The following is a 23,808-nucleotide window of genomic DNA, read 5'->3' on the forward strand; positions in this document are numbered from 1 at the left end:
TCAGGCCGGGATCAGGCGCAGCCCGCTGTCGTGCGGGCGACGCTGGTCGAGCCGGCGCAGCAGGGCGACCAGGCCGTCCTCGGCCGGTTCGTCATCGCGCCAGGGCGCGCGGGCGGCCGGAACGGCGGCGGCGGCGACGGCCACGGGGACGGGCGGCGTCGGCGGGGCGCAGCGCGCCGCAGGGCGCGGCGCCGGCGCCGGGTCGCCGCCCCGCAGCTGTCGATTGCTGGCGGCCAGGGCCCCGAGTCCTTCCGCGAGCGCGGCCATGACCCGTTCCCGTTCGGCGGCGGCGGCGGCCTCGCGCGCGGCATGCTCTTCAGCAGCCTGGCGCGCGGCGATCGCGCGCCGGCGCAACAGGGCGCTCGCGGTCATGATCCGGCCGGCCTCGTCGGTCCGGCGGGGGTTGGTCGCCCGCTCGGTGAGGTCGCCGGCCGCCAGATCGTCGAGGGCCTCGACGGCGTCGACGATCGGCGCGACGAGCCGACCGCGCAACCACAGGCAGGCGACGAGACTGGCCAGCATCGCGGCTGTGCTGACGCCCAGCGTCGTGTCCATGCCGAAGCGCAGCATCTGCATATAGTTGGACGCCACTTCATGGGCGGCGGACTGTGACAGTCGGACATATTCCAGACCCGTGACCGCCCAGGTGATGGCCATGGGAGTAACGACGGCCGTCAGGGCGATATTCATTTTCTGACCAAGCGGTGCGACTTCGTGAAACCAGCGGATCATGGCGACCTCCCCGTTTGTTACATGGCCCATCACGACGTGGACTGTATCGAAAGCGTAATCCCGCCGTTTCGACGCTCCAGTGCGGAATATTACCTATCCAGATTGTCGCAGGGACCTAGAGTCCCGCCGCCAGACCCACACGAACGGCGTCCGACAGCGAGCGCACGCCCAGACGGTGCATCATGTTGGCGCGATGGATCTCGACGGTCCGCGGGCTCAGACCGAGGTGGAAGGCGATGACCTTGTTGGGATGGCCCTGCAGGAGACCCGCAAGCACATCCCGTTCCCGAGGCGAGAGGCGGTCGACGGCCTCGCGGGCGCGGCGGGCGGTCTCGTCCTGCGCGGAAGGGCCCAAGGCCGCGCCCAGGGCCGCGTCGAGGGCCGCGAACAGCAGGGCCGGGTCGAACGGCTTTTCGATGAAGTCGCGGGCGCCGGCCTTCATCGCCTGCACCGCCTGTCCGACTTCGGCGTAGCCGGTCAGGACGATCAGCGGCATGGTCGATCCCAGACTGTTGAGACGCTGCTGCACCTCAAGACCGTTGAGGCCGGGCATGTTGATGTCCAGAAGGATGCAGCCGAACGGTTGATCCTCATAGCGCGCGAGGAAGTCGACGCCCGAGACATGCAGGACGGCGCGGTAGGCGCCCGCCGCCTCAAGGACGAAGGCGAGGGAATCGCGCATCGCCTCATCGTCGTCGACGACATGAACAATGCGGACAGTCAACGAATGCCCCGGGGGGGCCTTCGCGAAGCAGAGGCTGAAGTCCGGGCCGCCACGGAAGGGACCCCTTATGACGCGCATGACAGGCGCGGTTCACCCGAAAATTGCGCCGTGGCTTCCCTTGCGTCAACCTCTCATCCCGTGGCGGTTTGTCCCATGGCCAGGGCCAGGCAGGGGCGTCCCGCGCTCTGGACCGCCTTGCAGGCGGCCTCGGCCACGCCGGGGGCCGGCGCCTCGAACCGGGCCCGGTAGAGTCCGCCCGGCGCACGCTCCACATGTCGCGGCAGCGGGCGAAGCACGTCCGGCAGGCGATCCGTCAGACCACTGAGCTGATCGCGGGCCTCGTCGGCGGACCTGAAGGCGCCGATCTGGATCACCCAGCCGGCGCTGGACGGCGGCGCCGCGCGGGCGACCTGGGCCACGGGCGCGGCCGTCGGCCGCGGGACTGGCGGCGGCGGCAGGGGGGCGATGTCATTCTCCGCCACCAGTCGGTCCGGGGCCGGTTGTCTCCGCGGATCCACGACGACGATCTTGAGGCTCTCGCCGGGGACCGAGGACTCCGGGCTCCGCAGGGGATCGGGCGAAGCGGGCCCGGGCACGCCGGTCAGGGTGACCGGGCGTCCCAGCAGCGCCTGGCGCACGACCACCGCGGCGGCGTGGGCGAGCGCGCGCGCGTCGGACAGGCGCGGGGCCGGGCGGCCGAGGATCACCGCGATCACCTGCTGATCGGGCGCCTTCACCGGCGGCGGCGTTCCGCACGCGGTGCGGTGAACGGCCGGCGCCAGGCAGGCGGCCGGCGCGACGACCTGCAACAGGGCGGTTTGGCGAAGTCCCGCCGGGCGATCCAACGCGGCGGTGTAGCGCGGAAAATCGCGGGAAAGGGACCAGACGAGACTGGCCATGTCGCGGGCGCTGCTGACCTGGCGGGGATCGTCGGCGCCGGTGAGGTTGACGAAGCGGCTGTGCGCCATGCCCAGCGCCCGGGCCCGTTGCGACATCTGCTCGACGAAGGCGGCTTCGCTGCCCCAGAGCCGCCGGGCCAGCGCCGCGGCCAGGGCCGGGGCGGATCCGTCCGCCATCGCCCGGACGCCGTCCGCAACCGTGGCCGGCGGGTGGCCTGCTTCCGACGGCAGGCGGTCGGACAGCCGCACCCGGCCGGCTTCCAGCCCCTCGAAAGCGAGGTACAGGGCCATCAGCCGCGTCGCGGCGCCCGGGGCCCGCGGCGCGTCGGCGGCCTGCTCGTAGACAACGCCGCCGTCGGCGGCGTCGACCATGACCGCACTGACGGCGGCGTCCTCGCCAACCGGTTCGTTGACGAACTGAAACCCGGCGCCCAGGATCGCCCCGGTCAGGGCGAGCGGCATCAAGCCTCCAAGGCGGAAGCGGCGGGCGCGCGATGTGCGGTGGGTGAACATGGCGTGACTCCCTCCCTCACGCGTCAGGCGGCCAGCGGTCGGGGCTCGCGAAGCACGAAGCCACGCCCCCATTCGGTCTGCAGGTAGTCGCGGCCGCCGCAGGCGCGCTGCAGCTTGTGCCGCAGCCGGCAGATGTAGACGTCGATGACCTTGTCGCAGCGGTCTTCCAGGCCGCCGTAGAGATGGTCCAGCAGGGCGTCGCGGCCCATGACATGACCCGGGCGCAGGCCCAGCACTTCCAGAACCGCGTATTCCTTGGGCGTGAGCGCGAGCGGCCGTCCGCCGACTTCCACCGTCCGGGCCACGAGATCGAGCCGGATCGGTCCGACCGACACCGCCGACTCCGCCAGGCCGTAGGTGCGCCGGACGACGGCCGTCATGCGCATGAACAGTTCCTCGGCGTCGAACGGCCGGCAGAGAAAATCGTCGGCCCCCAGGCCAAGGGCGCGGATGCGCACCGCGGCGTGGACCGCCTCGGACAGGATGATCACCGGGGTGGTCGCGCCGGCCCGGCGGACCGCCTGCACCATCGCCGCCGCGCTGTCGCCGACCGGGCCGGATTCGATAATCAGAAGATCGAAATCCGACAGGCGGGCCAGCTGGATCGCGTCGTCGGCATCGTCGACCCCCTCCACCACATGGCCGTCCCTCGCCAGCAGATCGGCGGTCAGGTCCCGGCGGTTGTCGATCGGATCCAGCAGCAATACACGCATTCCGGCCTCCCCGTTCCTCCGGCGCCCTGGTGGCCCGGTTCGGGTTATGGAAGGCAGCGGGCCGCCGTCCGCGCAGCCGCGTATTTTTACCTAGAGCCGGGAACGGTCGTTCCCGCCGCCGCCGCAAGGCCTTGTTAACCAAGGAGTCCGCGGTCAGGCGGCATCAGCCGGCTAGGTAGTCGTGCGGAATGACCGATTGTCGCGGAACGCCTAGAATCCGCCCCAGTAGTCGCCGCCGAGCGGCGTGGTGACCGGGCGGCCGACCCTGGCCAGGGCCGCCTGGACGTCCGGACGGGCCTGGATCGCCAGACGGCGGCGGTTGAACTCGGCCAGCCACGGCGTGATCACCGGCGGAGGCTTCGCCGACCAGAAGGGGTCGAGGGCGCCGGCGCGGTGCTCGGGGTCCTGCAGCCGCCAGATCAGCAGGGCCGCGGCCTCGTCCAGACGGTTGGCGCAGATCAGCGCCTCGCTGAGGGCGCCGGGGTTGTCGTCCCGGCGCTTGCGCAGGGACTCCAGCAGCGGCTCGGCGGTCTTCGGATCGATGTCGCTCCAGGCGCAGGTCTTCTGGGCGTCGATCCAGGCCTTGCCGTAGGGCGTGACATAGTCGGTGTCGATGCCGTCCAGCACCTTCAGCACGTCCCGCGGGCGGGCCAGGTCGAGCAGCCGGCCGCCCCAGTTCATCCGCGCGTCGGTCGAGTCGCCGCGCGCGTCGTCGGGGCCGATGGCCTCGATGAACACCGCCTCGGCCTCCCTGACGTCGCCGGTGTCGACGAGGGTGTTGGCCAGCTGGATCAGCACCTGGTGGCCCTGCTCCTCGCGATCGTCGAAGGCCTCGCCGTCCTGCAGCCGGGCGCGGTAGGCCTGACCGATCAGGATCGCCTCGTCATAGCGGCCGAGCGCGCGCAGGGACGCCAGCGCGTCATGAACCGGGGCCAGGGTCTCTGGCGCCGACTCCATTTCGGAGCGGGCGCGGGCCAGGGCGGCTTCCTCCAGCGCGGTCCAGTCGAAGCGCGCCGTGTCGCTCCAGGTCTTCTCGAACCGGCGGTCGGCGGCGACATACATCAGCACGCGCGGATCATCGGCCGCGGCCACCGCCTTCGCCGCGTCGGCTGTCCGGCCCCGGTCGCCCAGCTGCCAGCCGTAGGCGAGGGCCCATTCGTTCTTCGCCGCGCGCTGGCTCTGCGGATTCTTCCAGGCGAAGGCGGTGATCCGCCCCAGGGCCGTCAGCGCCAGGTCCGGATCGTCGTCGAGATAGTCAGCGAACACGCCGACCATGGCGGGGCGCCAGATGGCGACCGCCGCGGGCTGGGCGTCCATCAGCTTGAGGAAGCGGCGCGTGGCGTCGGCCATGGCGTCGCGCGCGATGGCGTCGGAAATCTGGATGGTCTGCACCGCCCCGATCTCCATCGGCTCGGTGGCCAGCGGTTCAAGCCTGCGGGCGGCCTCGAGGCCGAGCGGGCGGTCCTTGATCTCGCTGCAGAGGATCACCGAGAACAGGAACGGCCGGCGGACCTCCTCGCGGATCCGGTCGAACCGGGGATCGGCCATGATCGCCCTCAGCGTCGGCAGTCTGGCCTCGCAGGCCTTGAAGTCGCTTTCCGACAGGACGCCGACCACCGTGGCGGCCTGCTCCTCGAGCCGCAACAGGTCCATCTGTCGGCCGATCGACTGCGGCGCGGCGGGGAAGGCGGCGCCCGTGGCCGTCAGGGCGGACAGGGCGACCAGTACTGAACGTAAACGCATGCAAATCCCCGAGGGCGGCCTTGGGCGCCAGTCAGGCCCCCGGGCGCGTCCAGCGTCAAGCGATCAGAAGGTTTGACCGCCCGTCAGGGATCGGGCCGTCAGGACGCGTGGTAGGCGTCGCGCACGTCGAGACAGGCGCTGCGGGCGAAATTCCACTTCGAGGCGGGGCCGTCGCCCTCGGCGCGGAGCATGTCCAGCGCCTCGCCGCGTCCCTTGACCACCGCCGGGCCGAGGGCCGCGATGGCGTCGGCGCGGTTGACGCCGCGATCCTTCATCACGCGGTCGACGGCGTCCTTGAAGAAGGCCACGCCCTGGGCTTTCGCGTCGGCGGCGCCGGCGGTGTCGCCCGTCTCGGCGCGCCAGGCGCTGGCCGCGCCGTAGACGCCCGCGCAGTTGGCCTGGACGGCCCAGTAGGGCTTGCCGGCGACGCCTTCGGTCAGCGCCGTCCCGCCCGGGTAGAGGAGATCCGTCGCGAGGGCGGGCGTGGCGACCAGGGTCGCGGCGGTCACGAGGTACAGCGCCAGTTTCATCGTCTTCTCCCCAAGAGAACGCTCCTGGGGAGAAGGGTGACTCCAGTTCGCGGCGCTGGCAACGCCGGGCGGACTAGTTGGGCTTCTTGGCTTCGTTGACCACGGCGCCGGCGGCCGCGCCGACGACCGCGCCGGGCGGTCCGGCGACAACCGCGCCGGCGATGGCGCCGGTGGCGGCGCGCTGCTGCATGTTGTGGCCGCAACCGGCGAGGCCGGCGCCGGCCAGAGCGATCAGGGTCAGGGAAAGAGTCGTCTGGATACGCATGAGAGTGGCCTTGTGGGATGGCCCGAGTCGCGGGCTGACCCGCGTTCAACGAGCGCAAGCAGTCGTGGTTCCGCCCTGCCCGCACGGCGAGAATTCGCCGCGCCGCACCGCTTCGCTAGACTCTGCGCAACCTGTTGAATCTCAAGAGAACCCCGCCGAGCTCCTCGATCACCTGACGCGGGAATTATGTTGCAGCGCAACATCCTATTGCGAATCGTGGCCAATTGAGTCATAAGGCCGGCCACAAGTCGGATTTCGGCCATTTCGTGAACCGGTCGAATCCCCATCCTGTCAGATCGCGTTGGCGTCTTTCGGGGTGATTGTCGGGGGGCAAATCCGCCCTCGTCGCACAGGACACGAAACTCTTGTCATTCCAATCGCAGACGCGCGCACCCGTGCGCGCGCTGATGAGCGTCGCTTTGACCGGAACGCTGGTAGGCTCGGCCTGCGGCGCGATCGTCGGCGCCGCGTACCTTCTCGGCGGCATGGCCCAGGCCGCCGACCAGCACCACCGCGTCTCGGAAATCGCCGACGTCGCATCGGGCAGCTATTCGGACGCCTCCCTCGAACGGATGGTCGGCGGGATGGATCCCGCGGCCCTGGCCGTCGCCGAGCGTCACGACCCGTTCACCAGCGCCGGCGGCGCCCAGCGCGACCGTCAGGCGGCCCTGTTCGCGGCCCGCCTCGAGCGCCGCGCCTCGACCCAGCGTCCGTCGGCCGAGGGCCTGCTGCTGCGGGCCAGCTTCGGCGGGCCGTTCAATCCCGCCGCCGAGCCCTTCCGCCTCAACGGGGCGCTGGAGGACTCGCGCGATCTCGAATGCCTGACCCAGGCCGTCTATTACGAAGCTCGCGGCGAGACCCCGGCCGGCCAGGCGGCCGTGGCCCAGGTGGTCCTGAACCGCGCGCGGCACCCGGCCTTCCCCAAGACGGTCTGCGGCGTGGTGTTCCAGGGCGCCTCGACCGGCGGCGTCTGCCAGTTCAGCTTCGCCTGCGACGGCTCGATGCGGAAGCGTCGCGAGCCGGGCGCCTGGGCCCGCGCCGAGCGCGTGGCGGCCCGCGCCCTGTCGGGCGGCGTGATGAACGAGGTCGGCAACGCGACCCACTTCCACACCATCAACGTCTCGCCGGGCTGGGGTCCGCATCTGGTCCGCGTGAGCCAGGTCGGCCTGCACATCTTCTACCGCTTCGGCGGTCGCGGCGGCGCGCCGGGCGCGTTCGACCGGGCCCCCGCGCGGTCAGGTCCGGAGCTCGGCGATCGTCCGATCTACGCCAGCCTCGGCATGCCGGGCGAGCCCGTGCCCTACGCCGGATCGGCGCCGTCGACGGAGGCGGTGTTCATCGCCGCCACCGCCCAGACGACGCTGGAGGTCTCGAGCAGCGACCGGGCGCTCGGCGGCCCGGCCGGCAAGCCGGCCGAACCGGCCTCCGCGCCGCACCGCGAGCCGGTGGCCGATACGGCGGCTAAAGCAGCGCCGACGCCTTCAAGCGCTTCCTGATCGATCCCGGCATGAAGCGGGTGGCGAAGCGCAGCTGCTTGCCCGCCTTGCCGACGATCGAATGCACGTCCTTGCTCTGCAACGAGCGCCAGATCACGTCGGCGGCTTCCTCGACGGTGTAGACCTCCGAGCCGCCCGCGCGGATGGAGTCGGCGATCTTCTCGTTGCTGCCCTGGGAGCCGGCCTGCAGGATCGGCGTGTCGACGAACCACGGCATGATGCAGCGCACGGCCACGCCGTGACGGCTGAACTCGATGTCGAGCGCCTCGGACAGGCCGCGCACGGCGAACTTGGTGGCGCAGTACATGGCCATCTTCGGGGCGCCGAACAGGCCGGCGCAGGAGGCCACGTTGATCAGCGTCGAGCCCGGGGTGGCGATCAGCAGCGGCAGGCCCGCGCGGGCGCCGTTGGACACGCCCTTGATGTTGATGTCGATCTGCCGGTCGATCTCGTCGTCGGGTTGATCCTCGAACCAGCCGTAGTTGGCGATGCCGGCGTTGTTGAGCAGCACGTCGAGCCGCCCGCCGGTGGCCTTGGCGAAGGCGGCGATTTCCTTCTTCCAGGCGGCGCGGTCGCGGACATCGAGCTTGTGGGTGCTGCAGTTGCCGGCGCCGAGCGCGCCCTGGGCCAGCTTCAGGCCGGTCGTGTCGATGTCGGCCAGGCCGACGAACCAGCCCTCGGCGGCGAAGCGCTTGGCCGTGGCCAGGCCGATGCCGCTGGCCGCGCCGGTGATGAAGATGCTCTTGCGACCGTCGGCGCCCATGGTTCGTCTCCCCGTTTGTTTTGCGTCAGACAATCCGGTTGCCGCCGGGGCGGTCAAGCGAGGAACATGCCGACGCCCGCGACCGCCATCACGCCGGTGGCGATCCAGCCGAGGATCTTCAGCGTCCGGCCGATGGTGAACGGCCCCATGACGGACGGGCGCGAGGCCAGCACCATGGCCGTGACCATGATCGGCACGGCGACCAGGCCGTTGAGCACCGCGCTCCAGAACAGCGCCTTGATCGGGTCGATCGTCGTCAGGCCCAGCGCCACCCCGCCCAGGGTCGCCGCCGCGATGATGGCGTAGAAGCCCGGCGCCTGGCCGAGCTTGCGGTCCAGCCCCATCGGCCAGCCGAACGACTCGGAGATGGCGTAGGCCGCCGAACCCGCCAGCACCGGCACCGCCAGAAGGCCCGTGCCGATGATGCCGAGGCTGAACAGCAGGAAGGCCAGATCCCCGGCGATCGGTCGCAGGGCCTGGGCCGCCTGGGCGGCGCTCTGGATGTCGGTGACGCCGTTGACGTGCAGGGTGACCGAGGTGGTCAGGACGATGAAGAAGGCGATCAGGCTGCAGACCGCCATGCCGGTCCAGGTGTCGAAGCGGATGCGCTTCAACTCGGCCGGGGCGAGGTGCGGCGTGTGCAGCAGGGACCGCTTTTCCGGATCGGTCCCGAGATCCTCGACCTCCTGCGAACTCTGCCAGAAGAACATGTAGGGGCTGATCGTCGTGCCGAACACGGCCACGACCATGGTCAGGAAGGCCGGGGTGAAGCTGATCTCCGGCACGAACGAGCGCAGCGCCACCTCGCCCCAGGGGATCTTCACCGTGAACACGATGCCCGCGTAGGCCAGCAGCGACAGGGTCAGCCACTTGAGCACCCGGACGTAGCGCTTGTAGCTCATGAAGATCTCGAGCAGCACGCAGCCGACGCCGAAGGCCAGGGCGAAGACGAACTTGTCGACGCCCGGCACGACCAGGGCCGCGGCCTCGCCCATGGCGGCGATGTCGGCGGCGATGTTGATGGTGTTGGCCACCAGCAGCGACAGCACCAGGATGACCAGCAGCCAGGCCGGGAAGACGCGCTTCACATTGGCCGCCAGGCCGTGCCCGGTGACCCGGCCGATACGGGCGACGATCTGCTGGATGCCGGCCAGCAGCGGATAGGCCAGCACCACGCTCCACAGCATGTTGAAGCCGAAGGCGGCGCCGGCCTGGGAGTGGGTCGCCACGCCGCCGGGGTCGTCGTCGGCCGCGCCGGTGATCAGGCCGGGGCCGAGGCGGCCCAGCAGGCTGGGCTTGCGGGGGCGGGGCTGCGGATCGGTCATGGCGGTCCCGGTCGCGGGGGTGGGTCTCAGAGTTTCAGCAGATAGACGTGTTCGCCGTCCAGAACGACCTCGCCCTTCTGGTTGGTCACGGTGGCCTTCATGGTCACCACGCCCGTCGTCCGCTGGCGCTTCAGGGTCGTGATCTCCAGCGCAGGGTAGAGGGTGTCGCCCGGATACGCGCTCTTCAAGACCCTGGCGCGAACCTCGATCATGCCCAGCAGGGCGTCGCCGATCTCGTGCGGGAAAAGGCCCGCGCCGGCCGCCGTGAAGCACAGCACCTGCAGCCCGTGCGCCAGCGGCCCCGGATGGCCGAGCGCCTGGCAGTATTCGGCGTCGTAGTGGATCGGATGGTTGTCGAGGCTGACCGCCTGGAAGGCCGCGAAGTTGCCGTCGCCGAGGGTGCGCGAGGGCAGGGGATAGCGGTCGCCGACCTTGAGATCGTCGAAGCTCCTGGCGGGGACGAGGCGGTGGGCGGCGTAGACGGCGGGGAGGGGCATGGGCTCGGAGGGGCTAGGGAATAGGGGTTAGGGGCTAGTGGAGTAGGCGCGATGTTGGAGCGATCGGCTAGCCCCTAGCCCCTAGCCCCTAGCCCCTTCAGCTTGACCGCCACACACTGGAACACTAAAGAGAATGCTTTACTGATATCCAGTCGAGCCTCCCATGACCCTGCGCCTCTTCGCCCATCCGCTGTCGTCCTACTGCTGGAAGGCGCTGATCCCGCTCTATGAGGCCGGGACGCCGTTCACCTTCGAGATGATCCAGTTCGGGGCCGAGGACGGGCCGGTGGTCGAGTTCATGCAGCGCTGGCCGGTCGGCAAGATGCCGCTGCTGCGCGACGAGGCGCGCGGCCAGACCGTCGTCGAGTCCAGCATCATCATCGAGTACCTCGACCGCCACTATCCGGGGGCCGGCCTGATCCAGGCCGATCCCGACGCGGCGCTTACGGCGCGCTTCCTCGACCGGTTCTTCGACAACTACGTCATGACGCCGCAGGGGCGGCTGGTGTTCGAGGTCATCCGCCCCGAGGGCGCCAAGGACCCGTTCGGCGTGGCCGAGGCGCGGGCCCTGCTCGACAAGGCCTACGGCTGGCTGGAGGCGACCCTGTCCGACGGCCGGACCTGGGCGGCCGGCGAGGCCTATTCGCTGGCCGACGTCAGCGCCAGCCCGTCGCTGTTCTACGCCCAGCGCTGCCACCCCTGGGGCGACCGCCCGGTGCTGCAGGCCTACTACGACCGGCTGGAGACGCGGCCGTCGTTCCAGCGCGTGATCGCCGAGGCGCAGCCCTACATGCACATGTTCCCCGGCGGGCCGGCGTACTAGCGGGGACATGTACCGCCTTCGGTACGTGTCCCCCGCCGCTTCAGGGTGCTGGGGACACGCACTGACGCGCCTGTCCCCTATGCCGCTCTCGCCCGCCGCAGCGCCTGGGGCGGTTGGCCGAACGCGCGGATGAAGGCCCGGCGCATCCGCTCGGCGTCGCCGAAGCCGGTTTCCAGGGCCACGTCCTCGACCTGCAGCGGCTGGGAGTCGAGCAGGGTGCGGGCGGCCTCGACGCGCAGGCGTTCGATGGCCTTGGCCGGGGTGAAGCCGGTGGCCGCGGTGAAGGCGCGCGCGAAGTTACGTTCGCTCATGCCGGCGCGGGCGGCCAGTTCCTCGACGGTCAGCGGGTTGCGCAGGTTCACGCGGGCCCAGGCCATCAGGCTGTCGAAGCGGCCGCCGGCCTCCAGCTCCAGCAGGGCCGAGAACTGCGACTGGCCGCCGGGGCGGCGGTGGTAGACGACCAGCTGCTGGGCGGTCTTGCGGGCGACGTCTTCGCCGAGGTCCTCGGCGATCAGGGCCAGGGCCAGGTCGATGCCGGCGGTGATTCCGGCGCTGGTCCAGATCGCCCCGTCGCGGATCCAGATGCGGTCCGGCTCCAGCCTCACCTTCGGATAGCGGCGGGCGAAGTCCTTGCTGCGGTTCCAGTGGGTCGTGGCGCGTTTGCCGTCGAGCAGGCCGGCCTGGGCCAGCACATAGGCGCCCGAGCAGACGCTGGTCGTGCGGCGGGCCGTGCGGTGGGTCTGGCGCACGTAGTCGAGCGTCGCCGCGTCGATCGACGGCCCCCGCGTGCCCTCGCCGCCGGAGACCAGCAGGGTGTCGAGCGGGCCGGCGTCGGCGAACGACAGGCTGTCCAGCGTCACGCCCGAGGAGCTGGCCACCCGGCCGCCGCTCCGCGACAGAATTCTGATGTCGTAAGCCCCCGGCACATAGCGTCCGGCGATCTCGAACGCGCCGATCGGCCCGGCCGCGTCGAGCAGCTGGAATCCCTCGAAGACGAGGACGCCTATCGCGCGCATGGCGGAAAATGAGGGAATATTGTCATTTCGGACGGACGCTAGGTCCGGCAGGGTGGCGACGTCAACCGGAGCCCGCCTCATGACCACCGATTCCCTGCGCATTGTCTTCGCCCTGTATCCCGGAGTCACGCACCTCGACTTCACCGGACCGCACCAGTTCCTCTCGCGCCTGCCGGGCGCGGTGACGACGGTGGCCAGCCTCGACGGCGGCGAGATGGAGGCCGACGGCCTGACCTTCGCCGGCCTGACGCGGTTCGCGGACATCGAGGCCTGCGACCTGCTGTGCATTCCGGGCGGGTTCGGGACGACCCAGGCGATGCTCGACCCGGTGTTCATCGGCCAGATCCGGCGACTGGCGGAGGGCGCGACCTGGGTCACTTCGGTCTGCACCGGATCGCTGATCCTGGCGACGGCCGGGTTGCTGAAGGGGCGCAGGGCGGCCTGCCACTGGGCCTGGCGCGACCAGCTGGCGCTGTTCGGGGCGATCCCCGACCCGGCGCGGGTGGTGCGCGACGGCCGTTACGTCACGGGCGGCGGTGTGACGGCGGGCATCGACTTCGCCCTGACCCTGGCCGCCGAGATCGCCGGCGACGACTTCGCCCAGGGCCTGCAGCTGGCGCTGGAGTACGCCCCGGCCCCGCCGTTCAACGCCGGGCGGCCGGAGACGGCGCCGGCCCATGTGCTGGCGACGATCAAGGCGTTCAACGAGCGGGCGATGTCGGTGAGGACGGGGGCGGCGGAAGAGGCGGCGGCGCGGCTGTAGGGCGTAGGGCGTAGCAGAGGGATTGGCGCGGCGCCGGTGGCGCGCAAGGTCGAACTGCTTCCTGCTTCCTGCTCCCTAGCCCCACTGCACGCTCGTCATCGAAATCCCCGCGAAGACATCGTCGTTGAAGAACCCGACCGGCTCGCCCGCGTCCGCCGCGCCGAGTGCGTAGAGCAGCGGCAGGTAGTGTTCGGCGCTGTTGATGGACCAGGCCGCGTCGGGGCCGAGGCGCTCGAAGTCGATCAGCGGCCCGTGGTCGCCGGTCTCGATCAGGGCCTTGGCCGCTTCGTTGAAGCGCGGCGCCCAGGCCGGGGTCGCGCCGCTGCGCCAGTCGACGTCGCGCAGATTGTGGACGATGTCGCCGCTGGCCACGATCAGCACCCCCTCGTCGCGCAGGGCGGCCAGGCGGCGGCCGGCGGCGTAGTGCCAGGCGCCCGTCCGGCCGCGGTCGAGGCTCAGCTGGACGACCGGCACGTCGGCCGCCGGGTACATCGGCAGCAGCACGCTCCAGGCGCCGTGGTCGAGGCCGCGGCCCGGGTGCTGCACGACCGGATCGGGCGCCAGCAACTCGCCGACCCGCGCCGCCAGCGCCGGATCGCCGGGCGCGGGGTACTGCACATCGAACAGCGCCTGCGGAAAGCCGCCGAAGTCATGGATGGTGCCGGGGTGTTCGGCGGCCGACACGGCCGCGGCACCGCGCGTCTCCCAGTGGGCCGAGACGCACAGCACCGCCTTCGGGCGGGGCAGGCCGGCGGCGACTTCGGCCCAGCCGCGCCGCCAGGCATTGTCCTCGATCGCGTTCATCGGCGAGCCATGGCCGAGGAAGAGCACGGGCATGCGGGCGGTCATGGATGCCTCCTTGAGTAACCGGATCAGATACAGATAAGCGGCGGCCCGGCGATTGCAATATCCCTTGGCAGAGCCCGGAGTTTTCTCTTTTGACGCGAGATCTGTCCCATTCAGTAGCCCATTCCGGGGAGGCCGGCCGCGGTGGCGCGCTCGATGCGCTGCGCCTGGCCGCGGCGCTGCTGATCGTGCTGTACCACTATGGCGCCGAAGCGCCGCTGGTGCTGGCCGATCTGCACCCGGTGTTCGGGCGCGGTTATCTGGCGACGGACTTCTTTCTCATCCTGTCGGGCTTCGTGCTGGGCCGGGCCTATGGCGGTCAGATCCTGTCGGGCCGGGTGAGCCTGGTGGGCTTCGTGAAGAAGCGCCTGACCCGCCTGTGGCCGGCGCAGCTGATCGTGCTGGCGGTGATGGGCGTCATCGTGCTGGCGGCCGAGATGGCCGGCGACCGGCCCGTGCATCCGGCCAATTTCACGCCGCTGGCCCTGCTGATGCAGGCCTTCATGGTCCAGGCCTGGGGCGTCGCCGGCGGCGGCGGCTGGAACCACCCCAGCTGGTCGCTGTCGGCGCTGCTGGTCTGCTACGCCGCCTTCCCGCTGCTCTGGCGCTGGGTCAGCCGCCTGACCAGCCCGGCGGCCCTGCTGGCGCTGGGCCTGACCGGCATGATGGGCGCGGACCTGATCTGCAAGGCCGTGTTCCATCACACCCTCTATGACCTCGACTACAGCCTGGGCGTCGTCCGGGCCGCGCCGCTGTTCCTGCTCGGCGTCTGCATCGCGCGGATGGTCGAGCTGGGCGCGCCGTCCGTGTCGATGGCGCGCGTGCTGGCGGGCCTGGCGTTCGTCGCCTTCGTCATGCTGCAGGTCGCCGGCCGGGTCGACCTGCCGAGCCTGGTCTGCATCGCGGTCATCGTCTGGGGCTTCGGCCGCCTGCCCGTGCGCCGGCCATCGGCCCTGATCGAGCAGGGGGCCAAGCTGTCGTTCGCCCTGTTCGTGACCCATGCCCTGACGGGCCTGCTGTGGTTCGGGGCGCTGGAGACCCTGGCGCGCAAGGTGACGCTGGCGCCGGCCCTGCACTGGGGCCTGTGGGCGCTGTCGCTGCCGCTGGCCCTGGTCGTGGCCGCGCTGTTCCACCGCTATGTCGACGCGCCGGTGCAGGCCTGGCTGGCGAAGCGCCGCGCGCCGGGTCCCGCCGAGGCGCCGTCCGCCGCCTAGTGGACGTAGGACGCGGCGTTGATGTCGATCGTCGCGCCGGTGGCGTGATCGGCCAGGCCGCTGGCGAGGAACACCACCGTCGGGGCGATGTCCTTCGGCTCGGTCAGCCGGGTCAGGGCGATGTCGCTGACGGCGTAGTCCTCGCCGTACCGGTCGATGAAGTCCTGGGCCATGGCCGTGCGGGTGAAGCCCGGCGCGACGTTGAAGGCGACGATGCCCTGCTTGCCGTAGCCGCGCGCGATCGAACGCGTCAGGGCGACCATGCCACCCTTTGAGGCGGCGTAGGCGATGTAGTCCGGCTGGTCGCCGCGGAACGCCGCCCGCGAGCTGATGTTGATGATCCGCCCGCCGCCGCGCGCGATGAAGTGGTCGGTCGCCAGCCGGCAGAGCAGGGCCGCGGCGCGCAGGTTCACATCCAGGGTCCGGTTCCAGATTTCCAGCCAGCGGTCGATCGAGGCGTCGCCCGCGGCGGCGGCTACCCCCGCGTTGTTCACCAGAGCGTCGACGCGGCCGTAGTGGTCGATGACCTCACGCCACAGCCGCTGGCAGGCGGTCGGGTCGGCGAGGTCAGCGATGAACACCCGGGCGTCATGACCGCAGGCGGCGGCGACAGCGGCCGCCTCGTCCGGCGAGGCCGAACAGTGCACCGCGACCGTCGCGCCCGAGCCCGCGAGCGCGGTGGCGATGGCCGCGCCGATGCCCCGGCTGGCGCCGGTCACCAGGATGGTCTTGCCGGTCAGGTCGATGTGCATGGGTCACCTCTGGCGAGGATCCTAGCGCGATTCAGGTGGTCGCGGCCGCCGGGCCCGGCGGTTGCGGACGGTGTCCTGCGAACAGACGTCCGGCGGCGATGCGGGCGTGATCGTCGGCGGCACGGCATCGAACCAGGCGTCATCGTAGCGTTTGCCCGCGGCGTTGACCCGCACGTAGGCCTCGGGCGGCGGCCGGCGGATCAGGTCGGGCCGTCCCATCCGCGCCAGGGTGACGGCGATGACGCGGGCGCGGTCGCGGCTCCAGGGGGAGCCGTTGGCCTGCATCGACACGAGAGCCGGGGCCGCGCCCACGGCCGGGGCGCCGACCCGGCAGAGGCCGTAGGCCGCCGCTTCCGCGTCGCCGGGCTCCGCCAGCGCGCGGCTGAGCAGCGGAACCGCCGCCGGACCGAGGTCGCCGAGCCGGGTCAGCAGGTCGCCGGCGCCGTCCAGTGCGCCGGGAATGGCCGCCGCCCGCAGGATGGCCGGGCCCCGGGCGCTGAAGCTGTCCGCCGGCAGATCGGCGATGACCGAGGCGAGGGAGCGGCGCAGACCGCTCTGCCTGCGCGGGTCCTCGCGCGACGCGGTCCGGGCGAAGCCGGCGACGGCGGCGTCGGCCACCTCGGCCCGGGCCTCGGGGTGGGCGTAGAAGACCTGCGAGAAATAGATCAGGAAGTCGGCGGTCGGGTGCAGGGCGATGGTCCGTAGCAGCGCCAGGTCGTCGGCCGTGGGCGTCTCCGGCCGATCGGCCATGATCCTCAGGACCTGGCCGATGGTCTGGGCCTCGGCCGCGCTCAAGGGCCGGCGCTCCGCGGCGGCGGCGGCCAGCGTCGCGGCCGCGCTCTGGCGCTGGCGGGCCGGATCGACGGCGGGCAGGGGCGCGCGCGTCATCCGGAACAGGGACAGGATCCAGGCGTCCCGCCCGCCCGGATGGATCGTCACGCTCTGGCGTCGGAAGGCCCGGCGCAGGTTCATGTCGGCGTGGTCCTCGATGCCCACGACAAGGGGGGCGGCGAGCCGGCGGGCGGTGATCGTCGTGCGCACGGCGGTGGCGGCGCAGCCGGCGGGGCCGCAGCGCCAGATCGCGCGGCGGGTGACGCTGGTCAGACCGTCGGCCATCGGGTCGAGCCGCGGGGCGCCGCCGGCGCTCTCGACGAGGCCGGTGACGGCGGTGTCGAAGGCGGGGGCCGTGACCTCGCGGCCGATGATGCAGTGACCGGCGCCGATCACCGCCAGGGTGTCGGCCTTGACGTCGAGGTCCAGCCGGTTGCCGGCCGGGCAGGTGGCGGCCGGCTCGTAGGTGTAGACCCTCGCCGGCCCGGCGTACCCGCCCGCGAGGTCCAGCAGCTGGGGCAGGTCCCGGCCGGAGGGCCGGATGATCGCCTCGACCTTGCGGTTCAACAGCAGCCGGGCGCAGGTGTCGTCACAGGCCGAGCCGTCGGAACTGTCGTAGAGCCAGCGCCCGGCGTAGAGGCTGCCGGCCGCGCCCGCCGTGCGGCGATGGTCGTAGAGCAGCAGCCGGCGGGGCGCGCCGCCGGGATCGCGCTCAAAGTCGCCGGCCGTCTCGGCGGCGATGCGTTTGTCGAGGGCCTGGCTGGCGCCCAGCGGCAGGGCGGCGCCGATCAGCGCCAGGCCGAACAGGCCCGGCAGCCACAGCAGCGGGCGGCGGGTGAAAAGTCCGGTGACCAGCAGGTCGACGAACGGTGCGTAGAGCGCCACCGTCGGCGCCGCGACCAGGATCAGCCCCGGCACGATCAGCGCCAGCATGCCGAGGAACACCGCACCCGGCAGCATGCCGATGAAGGCGGTCAGCAGAAGCACCGGGTAGATCAACAGTCTCGCCAGACGCATCGCCCACCCTCTCTCGCGAAGGGTGTAGCCGCCGCGGCGGTAATGATCCGTGAATCGTCAGGCGTCGCCTGCGGAGGTCAGGCCGCGTCCAGGCCAATGTCCAGCACGGACGCCGAATGGGTCAGGGCGCCGACGCTGATCACGTCGACGCCGGTCTCGGCGATGTCGCGGACGGTCTCCAGCGTCACCCCGCCCGACGCCTCGAGCACCACGCGGCCGGCGGTCATGCCGACGGCGATGCGCAGGTTCTTGAGGCTGAAATTGTCCAGCATGACGACGTCCGGGCCGGCGTCGAGGGCCTCGGCCAGCTGGTTCAGGCTGTCGACCTCGCACTCGACCTTGACCAGATGGCCGGCGAAGGCGCGAGCGCGGCGGATGGCCTCGCCGACCCCGCCGCAGGCCGCGACGTGGTTGTCCTTGATCAGGATGGCGTCATCCAGGCCGAAGCGGTGGTTCAGCGCCCCGCCGCAACGGACGGCGTACTTCTCCAGCGCGCGCAGGCCCGGCGTGGTCTTGCGGGTGTCGGTGATGCGGGCGGTCGTGCCGGCCACGGCGTCGACATAGGTGCGGGTCAGGGTCGCCACGCCGCTGAGCCGGCCCAGCAGGTTCAGCGCCGTGCGCTCGGCCGACAGCAGGGCGCGGGCGTTGGCCGAGACCTTGGCCAGCACGGCGCCGGCCGCGACCTGATCGCCGTCGCTGACCTTCGCCTTGAACTTCGCCTGCGGGTCCATGGCGATGATCGCCAGCCGCGCGCAGGCGAGGCCGGCGATCGTCCCGGCCTTGCGGGCGCCGAAGGTCGCCTCCAGCCGCGCGTCGGCGTCGATGCAGGCGAGCGCGGTGATGTCGCCGGCCCGGCCGAGATCCTCGGCGAGGGCGGCGCGGACGACGGGATCGATCAGCAGGTCGGGCAGGGGGGCGATCATTCGGCGGCGACCTTGAGGGCGGTCTGGCCCGGATGGGTCAGGTAGGTGCGGGTCGGCGGCTCGGCCGACAGGGGATAGTCGGTGCGGTAGTGGGCGCCGCGGCTCTCGCGGCGGGCCAGGGCCGCCTCGGCCACCAGGCCGGCGGTGGTCAGGATCGGACCCTCGCCGTGGCGGGCCTTCATGGTCTCGACCGTCTCGACCAGCCGGACCAGGCCCTCGGCGTCGCGCACCACGCCGGCGTCGTGGGTCATGGCCCGGCGCAGCTCGGCCAGGGCCGGCGCCGGCAGGTCGGGCAGGGCCGGGCCGGGGATCATCCGGCCCGTCGGCGCGGCCAGATCGCGGGCCGCCGCCCCGGCGCGGGCGCCGAACACGGCCGCTTCCAGCAGCGAGTTGGAGGCCAGCCGGTTGGCGCCGTGGACGCCCGTCGAGGCGCACTCCCCGGCGGCGTAGAGGCCGGGCAGGGTCGTCGCGCCCGTGGCGTCGGTGACCACGCCGCCCATGTGGTAGTGGCAGGCCGGGGCGACCGGGATGACCTGGTAGCGGGGGTCGATGCCGGCGCTGACGCAGGCGGCGAACACGGCCGGGAATTCATCGGGAAAGTGCCCGCCGACCGCCGTGCGGGCGTCGAGGAAGGCGCCGCGGCCGGCGACGATCTCGGCGTGGATGGCGCGGGCCACCACGTCGCGCGGCGCCAGTTCGGCGGCCGGATCGTAGTTGATCATGAACGCCTCGCCCCGGGCGTTGAGCAGCCGGGCCCCCTCGCCGCGCAGGGCTTCGGTGGCCAGCGGGGCGGGGTCGCGACCGATGTCGATGGCCGTGGGGTGGAATTGCACGAACTCGGGATCGGCGATGACGGCGCCGGCCAGGGCGGCGAGGCCCAGGCCCTCGCCCTTCAGCTCGGCGGGGGTGGTGGTGACGGCGTAGAGGCCGCCGATGCCGCCGGTGGCCAGGATCACGGCGTCGGCGGTGATCTCGATCAGCTGGCCCTTTTGTTCGGCCAGCACGCCGCGGACCCGGCCCGTCGCGTCCTGCAGCAGGCGGCGGGCGCGGACGCCGGCGCGGGTGCTGATCAGCGGCGAGACGAAGGCCGCCACGGTCATGGCGCGCATGATCTCGCGGCCGGCCTGGTCGCCCTTGACCCGGGCCACGCGGGCGCGGCTGTGGGCGGCCTCGAGGCTCTGGGCGAAGTGGCCGTCGGCCGTGCGGTCGAACGGCGCGCCGAGGTCGGCCAGATGGCGCACGGCGTCGGGACCCTCGCGGGTCAGGATCTCGACCATCGCCGCGTCGCAGAGACCCGCGCCGGCGGCCAGGGTGTCGGCCGCGTGCAGCGCCGGAGCGTCGTCGTCGCCAAGCGCGGCGGCCATGCCGCCCTGGGCCCAGGCCGAGGAGCAGCCCTGGTTCAGCGGCGTCGGCGACAGCACCAGCGCCTTGCGCGGCGCCGCGGCCATGGCGGCGGTCAGGCCGGCCAGGCCCGCCCCGATGACCAGGACCCCGTCGTGATGAATGCGCTCGGTCATCTCAGTTCCAGTGCGGCTCGGGCGGGATCGGCCACGACCATGGCGTCGAAGGCGTCCTGCAGGCTGCAGCCGTGGCGGATCAGTTCTTCCACCACATTGCGGGCATTGAGGGGCAGCAGGCTGCTCCAGGGTTTGCTGACCTCCGGCGGGGTCGCCCTGACCCCGTAGGCGAGGCCGAGTTTGCGGATGGCGATCATCGCGGCGTCCCCTCAGATCAGCTCGACGTCGACATGGTGGCGCGCCTTGACCAGGTCGTAACGCGCGGGCTCGGCCGGCGGGGGCAGGTCGATCATCCGCTGCACGGCCAGCCGCGCGCGGGCGGCCAGCGCCGGGTCGACCGTGACCTCGAACTGTTCCTTCTCCAGCGCCTCGAGAATGTTCAGCAGGCTGATCTGCTTCATGTGCGGACACATGTTGCAGGGGCCGATGAACTGGGTGTCGGGGGCCTGGGCCTGGACGTTGCTGGCCATCGAGCATTCGGTGATCAGCACCACCTGCTTCGGCTTCCGCGCCACGACATAGTCGTTCATCGCGGCGGTCGAGCCGGCGAAGTCGGCGGCGGCGATGACCTCCTCCGGGCATTCCGGGTGGGCGAGGATCTCGGCGCCGGGATAGGCCTCGCGCATGTCGGCCACGTCCTGGGCGTTGAAGCGCTCGTGCACCTCGCAGCGGCCCTGCCAGGCGATGATCTTCACGTCGGTCTGGGCGGCCACATTGCGGGCGAGAAACTCGTCGGGGATCAGGATCACCCGGTCGACGCCCCATTGCTTCGCGGCCCATTCGACCACCTGCACGGCGTTGGCGCTGGTGCAGCAGATATCGGTCTCGGCCTTCACGTCGGCGGTGGTGTTGACGTAGGTGACCACCGGCAGGCCCGGGTAGCGCTGCTTGATCAGCCGCACGTCGGCGCCCGTGATCGAGCTGGCCAGGCTGCAGCCCGCGCGCAGGTCGGGGATCAGCACCATCTTGTCGGGGCAGAGCACCTTGCTGGTCTCGGCCATGAAGTGCACGCCGGCCTGGACGATGATCTTCGCGTCCGAGCGGGCCGCCTCGCGGGCCAGACCCAGGCTGTCGCCGACATAGTCGCCGACCCCGTGGAAGATCTCCGGCGTCATGTAGTTGTGGGCGAGGATGACCGCGTTCTTCTCGCGCTTGAGGCGGTTGATCCGCGCGATCAGCGGGGCGTGGACGCGCCACTCCAGCGGCGTGACCCGGCCCATGACCTTGGGCCACAGCGACGCCGTGGCGGCCTCGACCTCGGGCGTGAAATCAAGCGGAGCGAACCCGTCGGCCATCTCAATCCTCCTTATGCTCAACTTGAGCATTTCAGGGGCCTGTAAAACGCCGGAAGCGGACCAATCCACTCCGGCGCCAGCGACTTATGCTATATCTGAGCAAAAGCCGCAAGGGAGATATAGACCCGGCGCCTCTCGCGCGCAACCGCAATCGGTCAGGTCAGCCGGAAACGGAGGATCGGCCGGGCGGTTCGACCGCGTCGCGCACGGCCGCCGCCAGGGCGTCCAGCGTGTAGGGTTTGCGCAGCAGCGGCCAGGGCGCGTCCTCGGCCGAGGCCAGGGCCTGGCCGGTATAGCCCGAGCTGAGCAGCACCGGCAGATCCGGACGGGCCTGGACGGCCGCGCGGGCCAGGTCGACGCCGGTCATGTCGCCCGGCATGACCACGTCGGTCAGCAACAGGGAGACCGGCGCGTCGCCGCGCAGCCAGTCCAGCGCCGTGCGAGGCGTATCGGCGAACACGACGCGGTGCCCGAGTTCCCGCAGCATGGCTTCCGCGAGGGCGGCGACCTCCGGGTCATCCTCGACCAGCAGGATGTCCAGCTCGCGCAGCGCCGCGACGGGCTCGGACGGGCTGTCCACGGCCGGCGTGGCGCGGCCGTGGGCCAGCGGCAGCAGCAGGGTGATGGTCGAGCCGACGCCGGGGGCGCTGTCGATGGTCACGCCGCCGCCGCTCTGGCGGACGAAACCGTAGACCTGGGACAGGCCGAGTCCGGTGCCCTTGCCGACCGGCTTGGTGCTGAAGAAGGGCTCGAACACCCGGGCCCGGGTGGCCTCGTCCATGCCCTCGCCGCTGTCCTGCACGCTGACGGCCAGGTAGTCGCCCGGCGCCAGGTCCTGGCCGGCGGGCGAAGGGGTCACCGCCGTGGTGAGCGAGACCACCCCGCCGGTCGGCATGGCGTCGCGGGCGTTGACCAGCAGGTTCATCACCGCCGCGTCGAACTGGGCCGGGTCGACGCTGACCGAGGCCTCGCCGGCGCCGAGCGCAAGATCGAGCATGAACCGCTCGCCGAGCGCGCCGCGATAGAGGGTCACGCTCTCCCGCAGCAGGTGGTCGATGTCGGTGATTTCCGGCCGCAGCGGCTGGCGGCGGGAGAAGGCCAGCAGCTGGCGGGTCAGGCGCTCGCCGCGCTGGGCCGCGTCCAGCGCGGCCTTGCCGAGGCGCGCCGTCCGGATGGTGTCCCCGGGATGGCGCTGGACGATGTCGAGCGCGCCGATGATCACCGTCAGCAGGTTGTTGAAGTCGTGCGCCACGCCGCCGGTCAGCTGGCCCAGCGCCTCCAGCTTCTGCGACTGCATCAGGGCGGCCTGGGCCTGGTCGCGTTCGGCCACGGCCAGCTGGACGCGCTCCTCGAGCAGTTCGTTGATCCGTTGCAGGTCGGCCTCGACCTGTTTGGCCTCGGTCACGTCGAAGGCGATGCCGCCAAAGCCGGCGAACTCGCCCGCCGGGTTGGTCCGCGGCTGCGAAAAGGAGCGCAGCCAGCGCCATTCGCCGTCCGCCCGGCGATAGCGGGCCTCGAGCGTGAACGGCTTCATGCTGCTCTCGCCGGCGACCTGTTCGCGCAGGATGCGCTGGAGGTCGTCCTGATGAAGACGGGTGCGCCAGTCGACCACCCGCGCCTCGTCGTAGCTCGCGCCGACGAAGGCGACATAGGCGGAGTTGACGAACTCCCGCGCGCCCCGGGGCGCCGAGATCCACAGCAGCGCCGGCGCGCTGTCCGCCAGATTGCGGAAGCGGGCTTCGCTTTCGCGCAGCTGCTCGGCCGCATGGTAGCGCTCGGTGACGTCGAGGATGTAGCCGACCATCCGGGTGGCGCGGCCGGCGGCGTTGCGGTGGACCTGGCCGCGCACATGGAGCCAGCGCTCCCGGCCGTCCTCGCCAGGCGACCGGTAGTCGACCTGCAGCTGGGAGCCGGCCTTGATCGCATCGACGATCCCGGCCCGCAGCGGGTGCAGGTCGTCCGGATGGACCGATGCGACGAGGCTGCCGGCGGGCGGCGGCTCCGCGCGCGGGGCCATGCCGAGATTGAGATAGACGCCGCGCGACCAGTTGGCCCGTCCGGCCGCGATGTCCCAGTCCCACAGGCCCAGCCCGCCGGCTTCCTCGGCCAGCAGCAGCATGGCCTCGGCCTCACTGCGGGCGGCTGCCTCGCGGCGCAGTTTCACCAGGGCCGTGCGCAGGCCGGTGGCGACGATCACCGTCACCGCGCCGGACAGGCCGAACAGCGTCAGGGTGCCTTGCTGGGGCAGGGTGTAGGCGGGGTTCCAGGGAGAGAAGCCGCCGATGGCCAGGGCCACCGCGAGGGTGAACCAGCCCCACCTCTGGCCCGCGAACAGGGTCGCCGCGATAAAGGCCGGGAAGAAGGTCGAGGAGGGGCCCAGGCCCTGCGGAAATCCCAGCACCGCCAGCCGAAGGGCCGTGGCGATGACCAGCGCCGAGGCGGTCACGGCCAGGGCCTGGGGCCAGGGGGGCGGTTGCAGGGGAATCGCGCGCCAGAAGAGCGGCTCGTGATCGCCGTCGGCGGGGCGGGCGTTCGTGGCGGGCATGCGACCTCACTTGGCCGCCGCGCCCCCGACGCGCTGCGACATCTTGCCACGATGATGAACGACCTT

General features: G+C 71.6%; 23 protein-coding genes. 4 read left to right on the forward strand and 19 right to left on the reverse strand.

From position 1 onward, the window contains the following. From AC1RN0_RS00095 to AC1RN0_RS00125, 7 genes are all read right to left on the reverse strand, one after another. Window positions 1-690: a HAMP domain-containing protein gene (locus tag AC1RN0_RS00095; RefSeq protein ID WP_492785383.1), complete on the reverse strand. Its 690-nt coding sequence runs from the start codon at window positions 688-690 to the stop codon at window positions 1-3. 157 nt (window positions 691-847) lie between these two features. After that, complete coding sequence (locus tag AC1RN0_RS00100) at window positions 848-1,456, reverse strand: response regulator transcription factor (protein ID WP_492785384.1); 609 nt, start codon at window positions 1,454-1,456, stop codon at window positions 848-850. Window positions 1,457-1,587: 131 nt separating this feature from the next. Beyond that, window positions 1,588-2,817: a D-alanyl-D-alanine carboxypeptidase family protein gene (locus tag AC1RN0_RS00105; protein WP_492785385.1), complete on the reverse strand. Its 1,230-nt coding sequence runs from the start codon at window positions 2,815-2,817 to the stop codon at window positions 1,588-1,590. Between the two features lie 74 nt (window positions 2,818-2,891). After that, window positions 2,892-3,581, reverse strand: a complete 690-nt coding sequence (locus AC1RN0_RS00110) for a response regulator transcription factor (RefSeq protein ID WP_492785386.1) — start codon at window positions 3,579-3,581, stop codon at window positions 2,892-2,894. A 210-nt stretch (window positions 3,582-3,791) separates the two neighbouring features. Next, complete coding sequence (locus AC1RN0_RS00115) at window positions 3,792-5,324, reverse strand: tetratricopeptide repeat protein (protein WP_492785387.1); 1,533 nt, start codon at window positions 5,322-5,324, stop codon at window positions 3,792-3,794. 98 nt (window positions 5,325-5,422) lie between these two features. After that, window positions 5,423-5,854, reverse strand: coding sequence for a hypothetical protein (locus tag AC1RN0_RS00120; protein ID WP_492785388.1), 432 nt, complete (start codon window positions 5,852-5,854; stop codon window positions 5,423-5,425). Window positions 5,855-5,927: 73 nt separating this feature from the next. Next, window positions 5,928-6,119 carry a hypothetical protein gene (locus AC1RN0_RS00125; protein ID WP_492785389.1) on the reverse strand — a complete coding sequence of 64 codons (192 nt, stop codon included), beginning with the start codon at window positions 6,117-6,119 and terminating at the stop codon, window positions 5,928-5,930. A gap of 407 nt (window positions 6,120-6,526) precedes the next feature. On the opposite strand from AC1RN0_RS00125, the gene AC1RN0_RS00130 reads away from it, so the two are divergent. Beyond that, window positions 6,527-7,615, forward strand: a complete 1,089-nt coding sequence (locus AC1RN0_RS00130; RefSeq protein WP_492785390.1) for a cell wall hydrolase — start codon at window positions 6,527-6,529, stop codon at window positions 7,613-7,615. Here the strand turns inward: AC1RN0_RS00130 and AC1RN0_RS00135 are convergent. From AC1RN0_RS00135 to AC1RN0_RS00145, 3 genes are read right to left on the reverse strand one after another with little or no spacing between them, the layout of a single operon-like run. Then, window positions 7,581-8,378: an SDR family oxidoreductase gene (locus AC1RN0_RS00135; protein ID WP_492785391.1), complete on the reverse strand. Its 798-nt coding sequence runs from the start codon at window positions 8,376-8,378 to the stop codon at window positions 7,581-7,583. The genes AC1RN0_RS00130 and AC1RN0_RS00135 overlap by 35 nt on opposite strands. Before the next feature lie 53 nt (window positions 8,379-8,431). Beyond that, a complete protein-coding gene (locus AC1RN0_RS00140) occupies window positions 8,432-9,703 on the reverse strand; it encodes an NRAMP family divalent metal transporter (RefSeq protein ID WP_492785392.1) in 1,272 nt (423 codons plus the stop codon). Between the two features lie 26 nt (window positions 9,704-9,729). After that, window positions 9,730-10,200 (reverse strand): MaoC family dehydratase, encoded by a 471-nt coding sequence (locus AC1RN0_RS00145; RefSeq protein WP_492785393.1) that lies wholly within the window; start codon window positions 10,198-10,200, stop codon window positions 9,730-9,732. Window positions 10,201-10,363: 163 nt separating this feature from the next. Between AC1RN0_RS00145 and AC1RN0_RS00150 the strand changes: the two genes are divergently transcribed. Then, window positions 10,364-11,023 (forward strand): glutathione S-transferase family protein, encoded by a 660-nt coding sequence (locus tag AC1RN0_RS00150; RefSeq protein WP_492785394.1) that lies wholly within the window; start codon window positions 10,364-10,366, stop codon window positions 11,021-11,023. Between the two features lie 77 nt (window positions 11,024-11,100). Here the strand turns inward: AC1RN0_RS00150 and AC1RN0_RS00155 are convergent, their stop codons facing one another. Next, the gene (locus AC1RN0_RS00155; protein WP_492785395.1) at window positions 11,101-12,039 is read right to left on the reverse strand and encodes a GlxA family transcriptional regulator; all 939 of its coding nucleotides are present in this window, start codon (window positions 12,037-12,039) and stop codon (window positions 11,101-11,103) included. A 79-nt stretch (window positions 12,040-12,118) separates the two neighbouring features. Here AC1RN0_RS00155 and AC1RN0_RS00160 point away from each other — a divergent pair, with 79 nt between their 5' ends. Then, window positions 12,119-12,802, forward strand: coding sequence for a DJ-1/PfpI family protein (locus tag AC1RN0_RS00160; RefSeq protein ID WP_492785396.1), 684 nt, complete (start codon window positions 12,119-12,121; stop codon window positions 12,800-12,802). Window positions 12,803-12,877: 75 nt separating this feature from the next. Here the strand turns inward: AC1RN0_RS00160 and ygiD are convergent, their stop codons facing one another. Continuing rightward, window positions 12,878-13,651 carry a 4,5-DOPA-extradiol-dioxygenase gene (gene ygiD / locus AC1RN0_RS00165; protein WP_492785397.1) on the reverse strand — a complete coding sequence of 258 codons (774 nt, stop codon included), beginning with the start codon at window positions 13,649-13,651 and terminating at the stop codon, window positions 12,878-12,880. Between the two features lie 89 nt (window positions 13,652-13,740). Between ygiD and AC1RN0_RS00170 the strand changes: the two genes are divergently transcribed. After that, window positions 13,741-14,862 carry an acyltransferase family protein gene (locus tag AC1RN0_RS00170; RefSeq protein WP_492785398.1) on the forward strand — a complete coding sequence of 374 codons (1,122 nt, stop codon included), beginning with the start codon at window positions 13,741-13,743 and terminating at the stop codon, window positions 14,860-14,862. On the opposite strand, the gene AC1RN0_RS00175 is transcribed toward AC1RN0_RS00170, so the two are convergent. The 7 genes from AC1RN0_RS00175 to AC1RN0_RS00205 all read right to left on the reverse strand — a co-directional run bounded on the left by AC1RN0_RS00175 (window position 14,859) and on the right by AC1RN0_RS00205 (window position 23,742). After that, a complete protein-coding gene (locus AC1RN0_RS00175) occupies window positions 14,859-15,614 on the reverse strand; it encodes an SDR family NAD(P)-dependent oxidoreductase (protein WP_492785399.1) in 756 nt (251 codons plus the stop codon). The two genes, AC1RN0_RS00170 and AC1RN0_RS00175, sit on opposite strands and share 4 nt — an antisense overlap. A 21-nt stretch (window positions 15,615-15,635) precedes the next feature. Continuing rightward, window positions 15,636-17,462, reverse strand: a complete 1,827-nt coding sequence (locus AC1RN0_RS00180; RefSeq protein WP_492785400.1) for a hypothetical protein — start codon at window positions 17,460-17,462, stop codon at window positions 15,636-15,638. A 77-nt stretch (window positions 17,463-17,539) separates the two neighbouring features. Further along, a complete protein-coding gene (gene nadC / locus AC1RN0_RS00185) occupies window positions 17,540-18,385 on the reverse strand; it encodes a carboxylating nicotinate-nucleotide diphosphorylase (protein WP_492785401.1) in 846 nt (281 codons plus the stop codon). Beyond that, window positions 18,382-19,902 carry an L-aspartate oxidase gene (locus tag AC1RN0_RS00190; protein ID WP_492785402.1) on the reverse strand — a complete coding sequence of 507 codons (1,521 nt, stop codon included), beginning with the start codon at window positions 19,900-19,902 and terminating at the stop codon, window positions 18,382-18,384. Before AC1RN0_RS00190 ends, nadC begins: the two co-directional genes overlap by 4 nt. Further along, complete coding sequence (locus tag AC1RN0_RS00195; protein WP_492785403.1) at window positions 19,899-20,099, reverse strand: hypothetical protein; 201 nt, start codon at window positions 20,097-20,099, stop codon at window positions 19,899-19,901. The genes AC1RN0_RS00190 and AC1RN0_RS00195 overlap by 4 nt, the downstream gene beginning before the upstream one ends. A 12-nt stretch (window positions 20,100-20,111) precedes the next feature. Continuing rightward, a complete protein-coding gene (nadA, locus tag AC1RN0_RS00200; protein ID WP_492785404.1) occupies window positions 20,112-21,197 on the reverse strand; it encodes a quinolinate synthase NadA in 1,086 nt (361 codons plus the stop codon). A 160-nt stretch (window positions 21,198-21,357) separates the two neighbouring features. Then, window positions 21,358-23,742 carry a hybrid sensor histidine kinase/response regulator gene (locus AC1RN0_RS00205; RefSeq protein WP_492785405.1) on the reverse strand — a complete coding sequence of 795 codons (2,385 nt, stop codon included), beginning with the start codon at window positions 23,740-23,742 and terminating at the stop codon, window positions 21,358-21,360. Window positions 23,743-23,808: the final 66 nt, after the last annotated feature.

Source organism: Caulobacter sp. GW821-FHT12F03 (assembly GCF_058806855.1).

What these genes read in the sequence shown, in the direction of transcription:
- AC1RN0_RS00095 (WP_492785383.1), bottom strand. Translation starts at nt 690, where the DNA reads ATGAATATCGCCCTGACGGCCGTCGTTACTCCCATGGCCATCACCTGG.
- AC1RN0_RS00105 (WP_492785385.1), bottom strand. Translation starts at nt 2,817, where the DNA reads ATGCCGCTCGCCCTGACCGGGGCGATCCTGGGCGCCGGGTTTCAGTTC.
- AC1RN0_RS00110 (WP_492785386.1), bottom strand. Translation starts at nt 3,581, where the DNA reads ATGCGTGTATTGCTGCTGGATCCGATCGACAACCGCCGGGACCTGACC.
- AC1RN0_RS00115 (WP_492785387.1), bottom strand. Translation starts at nt 5,324, where the DNA reads ATGCGTTTACGTTCAGTACTGGTCGCCCTGTCCGCCCTGACGGCCACG.
- AC1RN0_RS00120 (WP_492785388.1), bottom strand. Translation starts at nt 5,854, where the DNA reads ATGAAACTGGCGCTGTACCTCGTGACCGCCGCGACCCTGGTCGCCACG.
- AC1RN0_RS00125 (WP_492785389.1), bottom strand. Translation starts at nt 6,119, where the DNA reads ATGCGTATCCAGACGACTCTTTCCCTGACCCTGATCGCTCTGGCCGGC.
- AC1RN0_RS00130 (WP_492785390.1), top strand. Translation starts at nt 6,527, where the DNA reads ATGAGCGTCGCTTTGACCGGAACGCTGGTAGGCTCGGCCTGCGGCGCG.
- AC1RN0_RS00135 (WP_492785391.1), bottom strand. Translation starts at nt 8,378, where the DNA reads ATGGGCGCCGACGGTCGCAAGAGCATCTTCATCACCGGCGCGGCCAGC.
- AC1RN0_RS00140 (WP_492785392.1), bottom strand. Translation starts at nt 9,703, where the DNA reads ATGACCGATCCGCAGCCCCGCCCCCGCAAGCCCAGCCTGCTGGGCCGC.
- AC1RN0_RS00145 (WP_492785393.1), bottom strand. Translation starts at nt 10,200, where the DNA reads ATGCCCCTCCCCGCCGTCTACGCCGCCCACCGCCTCGTCCCCGCCAGG.
- AC1RN0_RS00150 (WP_492785394.1), top strand. Translation starts at nt 10,364, where the DNA reads ATGACCCTGCGCCTCTTCGCCCATCCGCTGTCGTCCTACTGCTGGAAG.
- AC1RN0_RS00155 (WP_492785395.1), bottom strand. Translation starts at nt 12,039, where the DNA reads ATGCGCGCGATAGGCGTCCTCGTCTTCGAGGGATTCCAGCTGCTCGAC.
- AC1RN0_RS00160 (WP_492785396.1), top strand. Translation starts at nt 12,119, where the DNA reads ATGACCACCGATTCCCTGCGCATTGTCTTCGCCCTGTATCCCGGAGTC.
- ygiD (WP_492785397.1), bottom strand. Translation starts at nt 13,651, where the DNA reads ATGACCGCCCGCATGCCCGTGCTCTTCCTCGGCCATGGCTCGCCGATG.
- AC1RN0_RS00175 (WP_492785399.1), bottom strand. Translation starts at nt 15,614, where the DNA reads ATGCACATCGACCTGACCGGCAAGACCATCCTGGTGACCGGCGCCAGC.
- AC1RN0_RS00180 (WP_492785400.1), bottom strand. Translation starts at nt 17,462, where the DNA reads ATGCGTCTGGCGAGACTGTTGATCTACCCGGTGCTTCTGCTGACCGCC.
- nadC (WP_492785401.1), bottom strand. Translation starts at nt 18,385, where the DNA reads ATGATCGCCCCCCTGCCCGACCTGCTGATCGATCCCGTCGTCCGCGCC.
- AC1RN0_RS00190 (WP_492785402.1), bottom strand. Translation starts at nt 19,902, where the DNA reads ATGACCGAGCGCATTCATCACGACGGGGTCCTGGTCATCGGGGCGGGC.
- AC1RN0_RS00195 (WP_492785403.1), bottom strand. Translation starts at nt 20,099, where the DNA reads ATGATCGCCATCCGCAAACTCGGCCTCGCCTACGGGGTCAGGGCGACC.
- nadA (WP_492785404.1), bottom strand. Translation starts at nt 21,197, where the DNA reads ATGGCCGACGGGTTCGCTCCGCTTGATTTCACGCCCGAGGTCGAGGCC.
- AC1RN0_RS00205 (WP_492785405.1), bottom strand. Translation starts at nt 23,742, where the DNA reads ATGCCCGCCACGAACGCCCGCCCCGCCGACGGCGATCACGAGCCGCTC.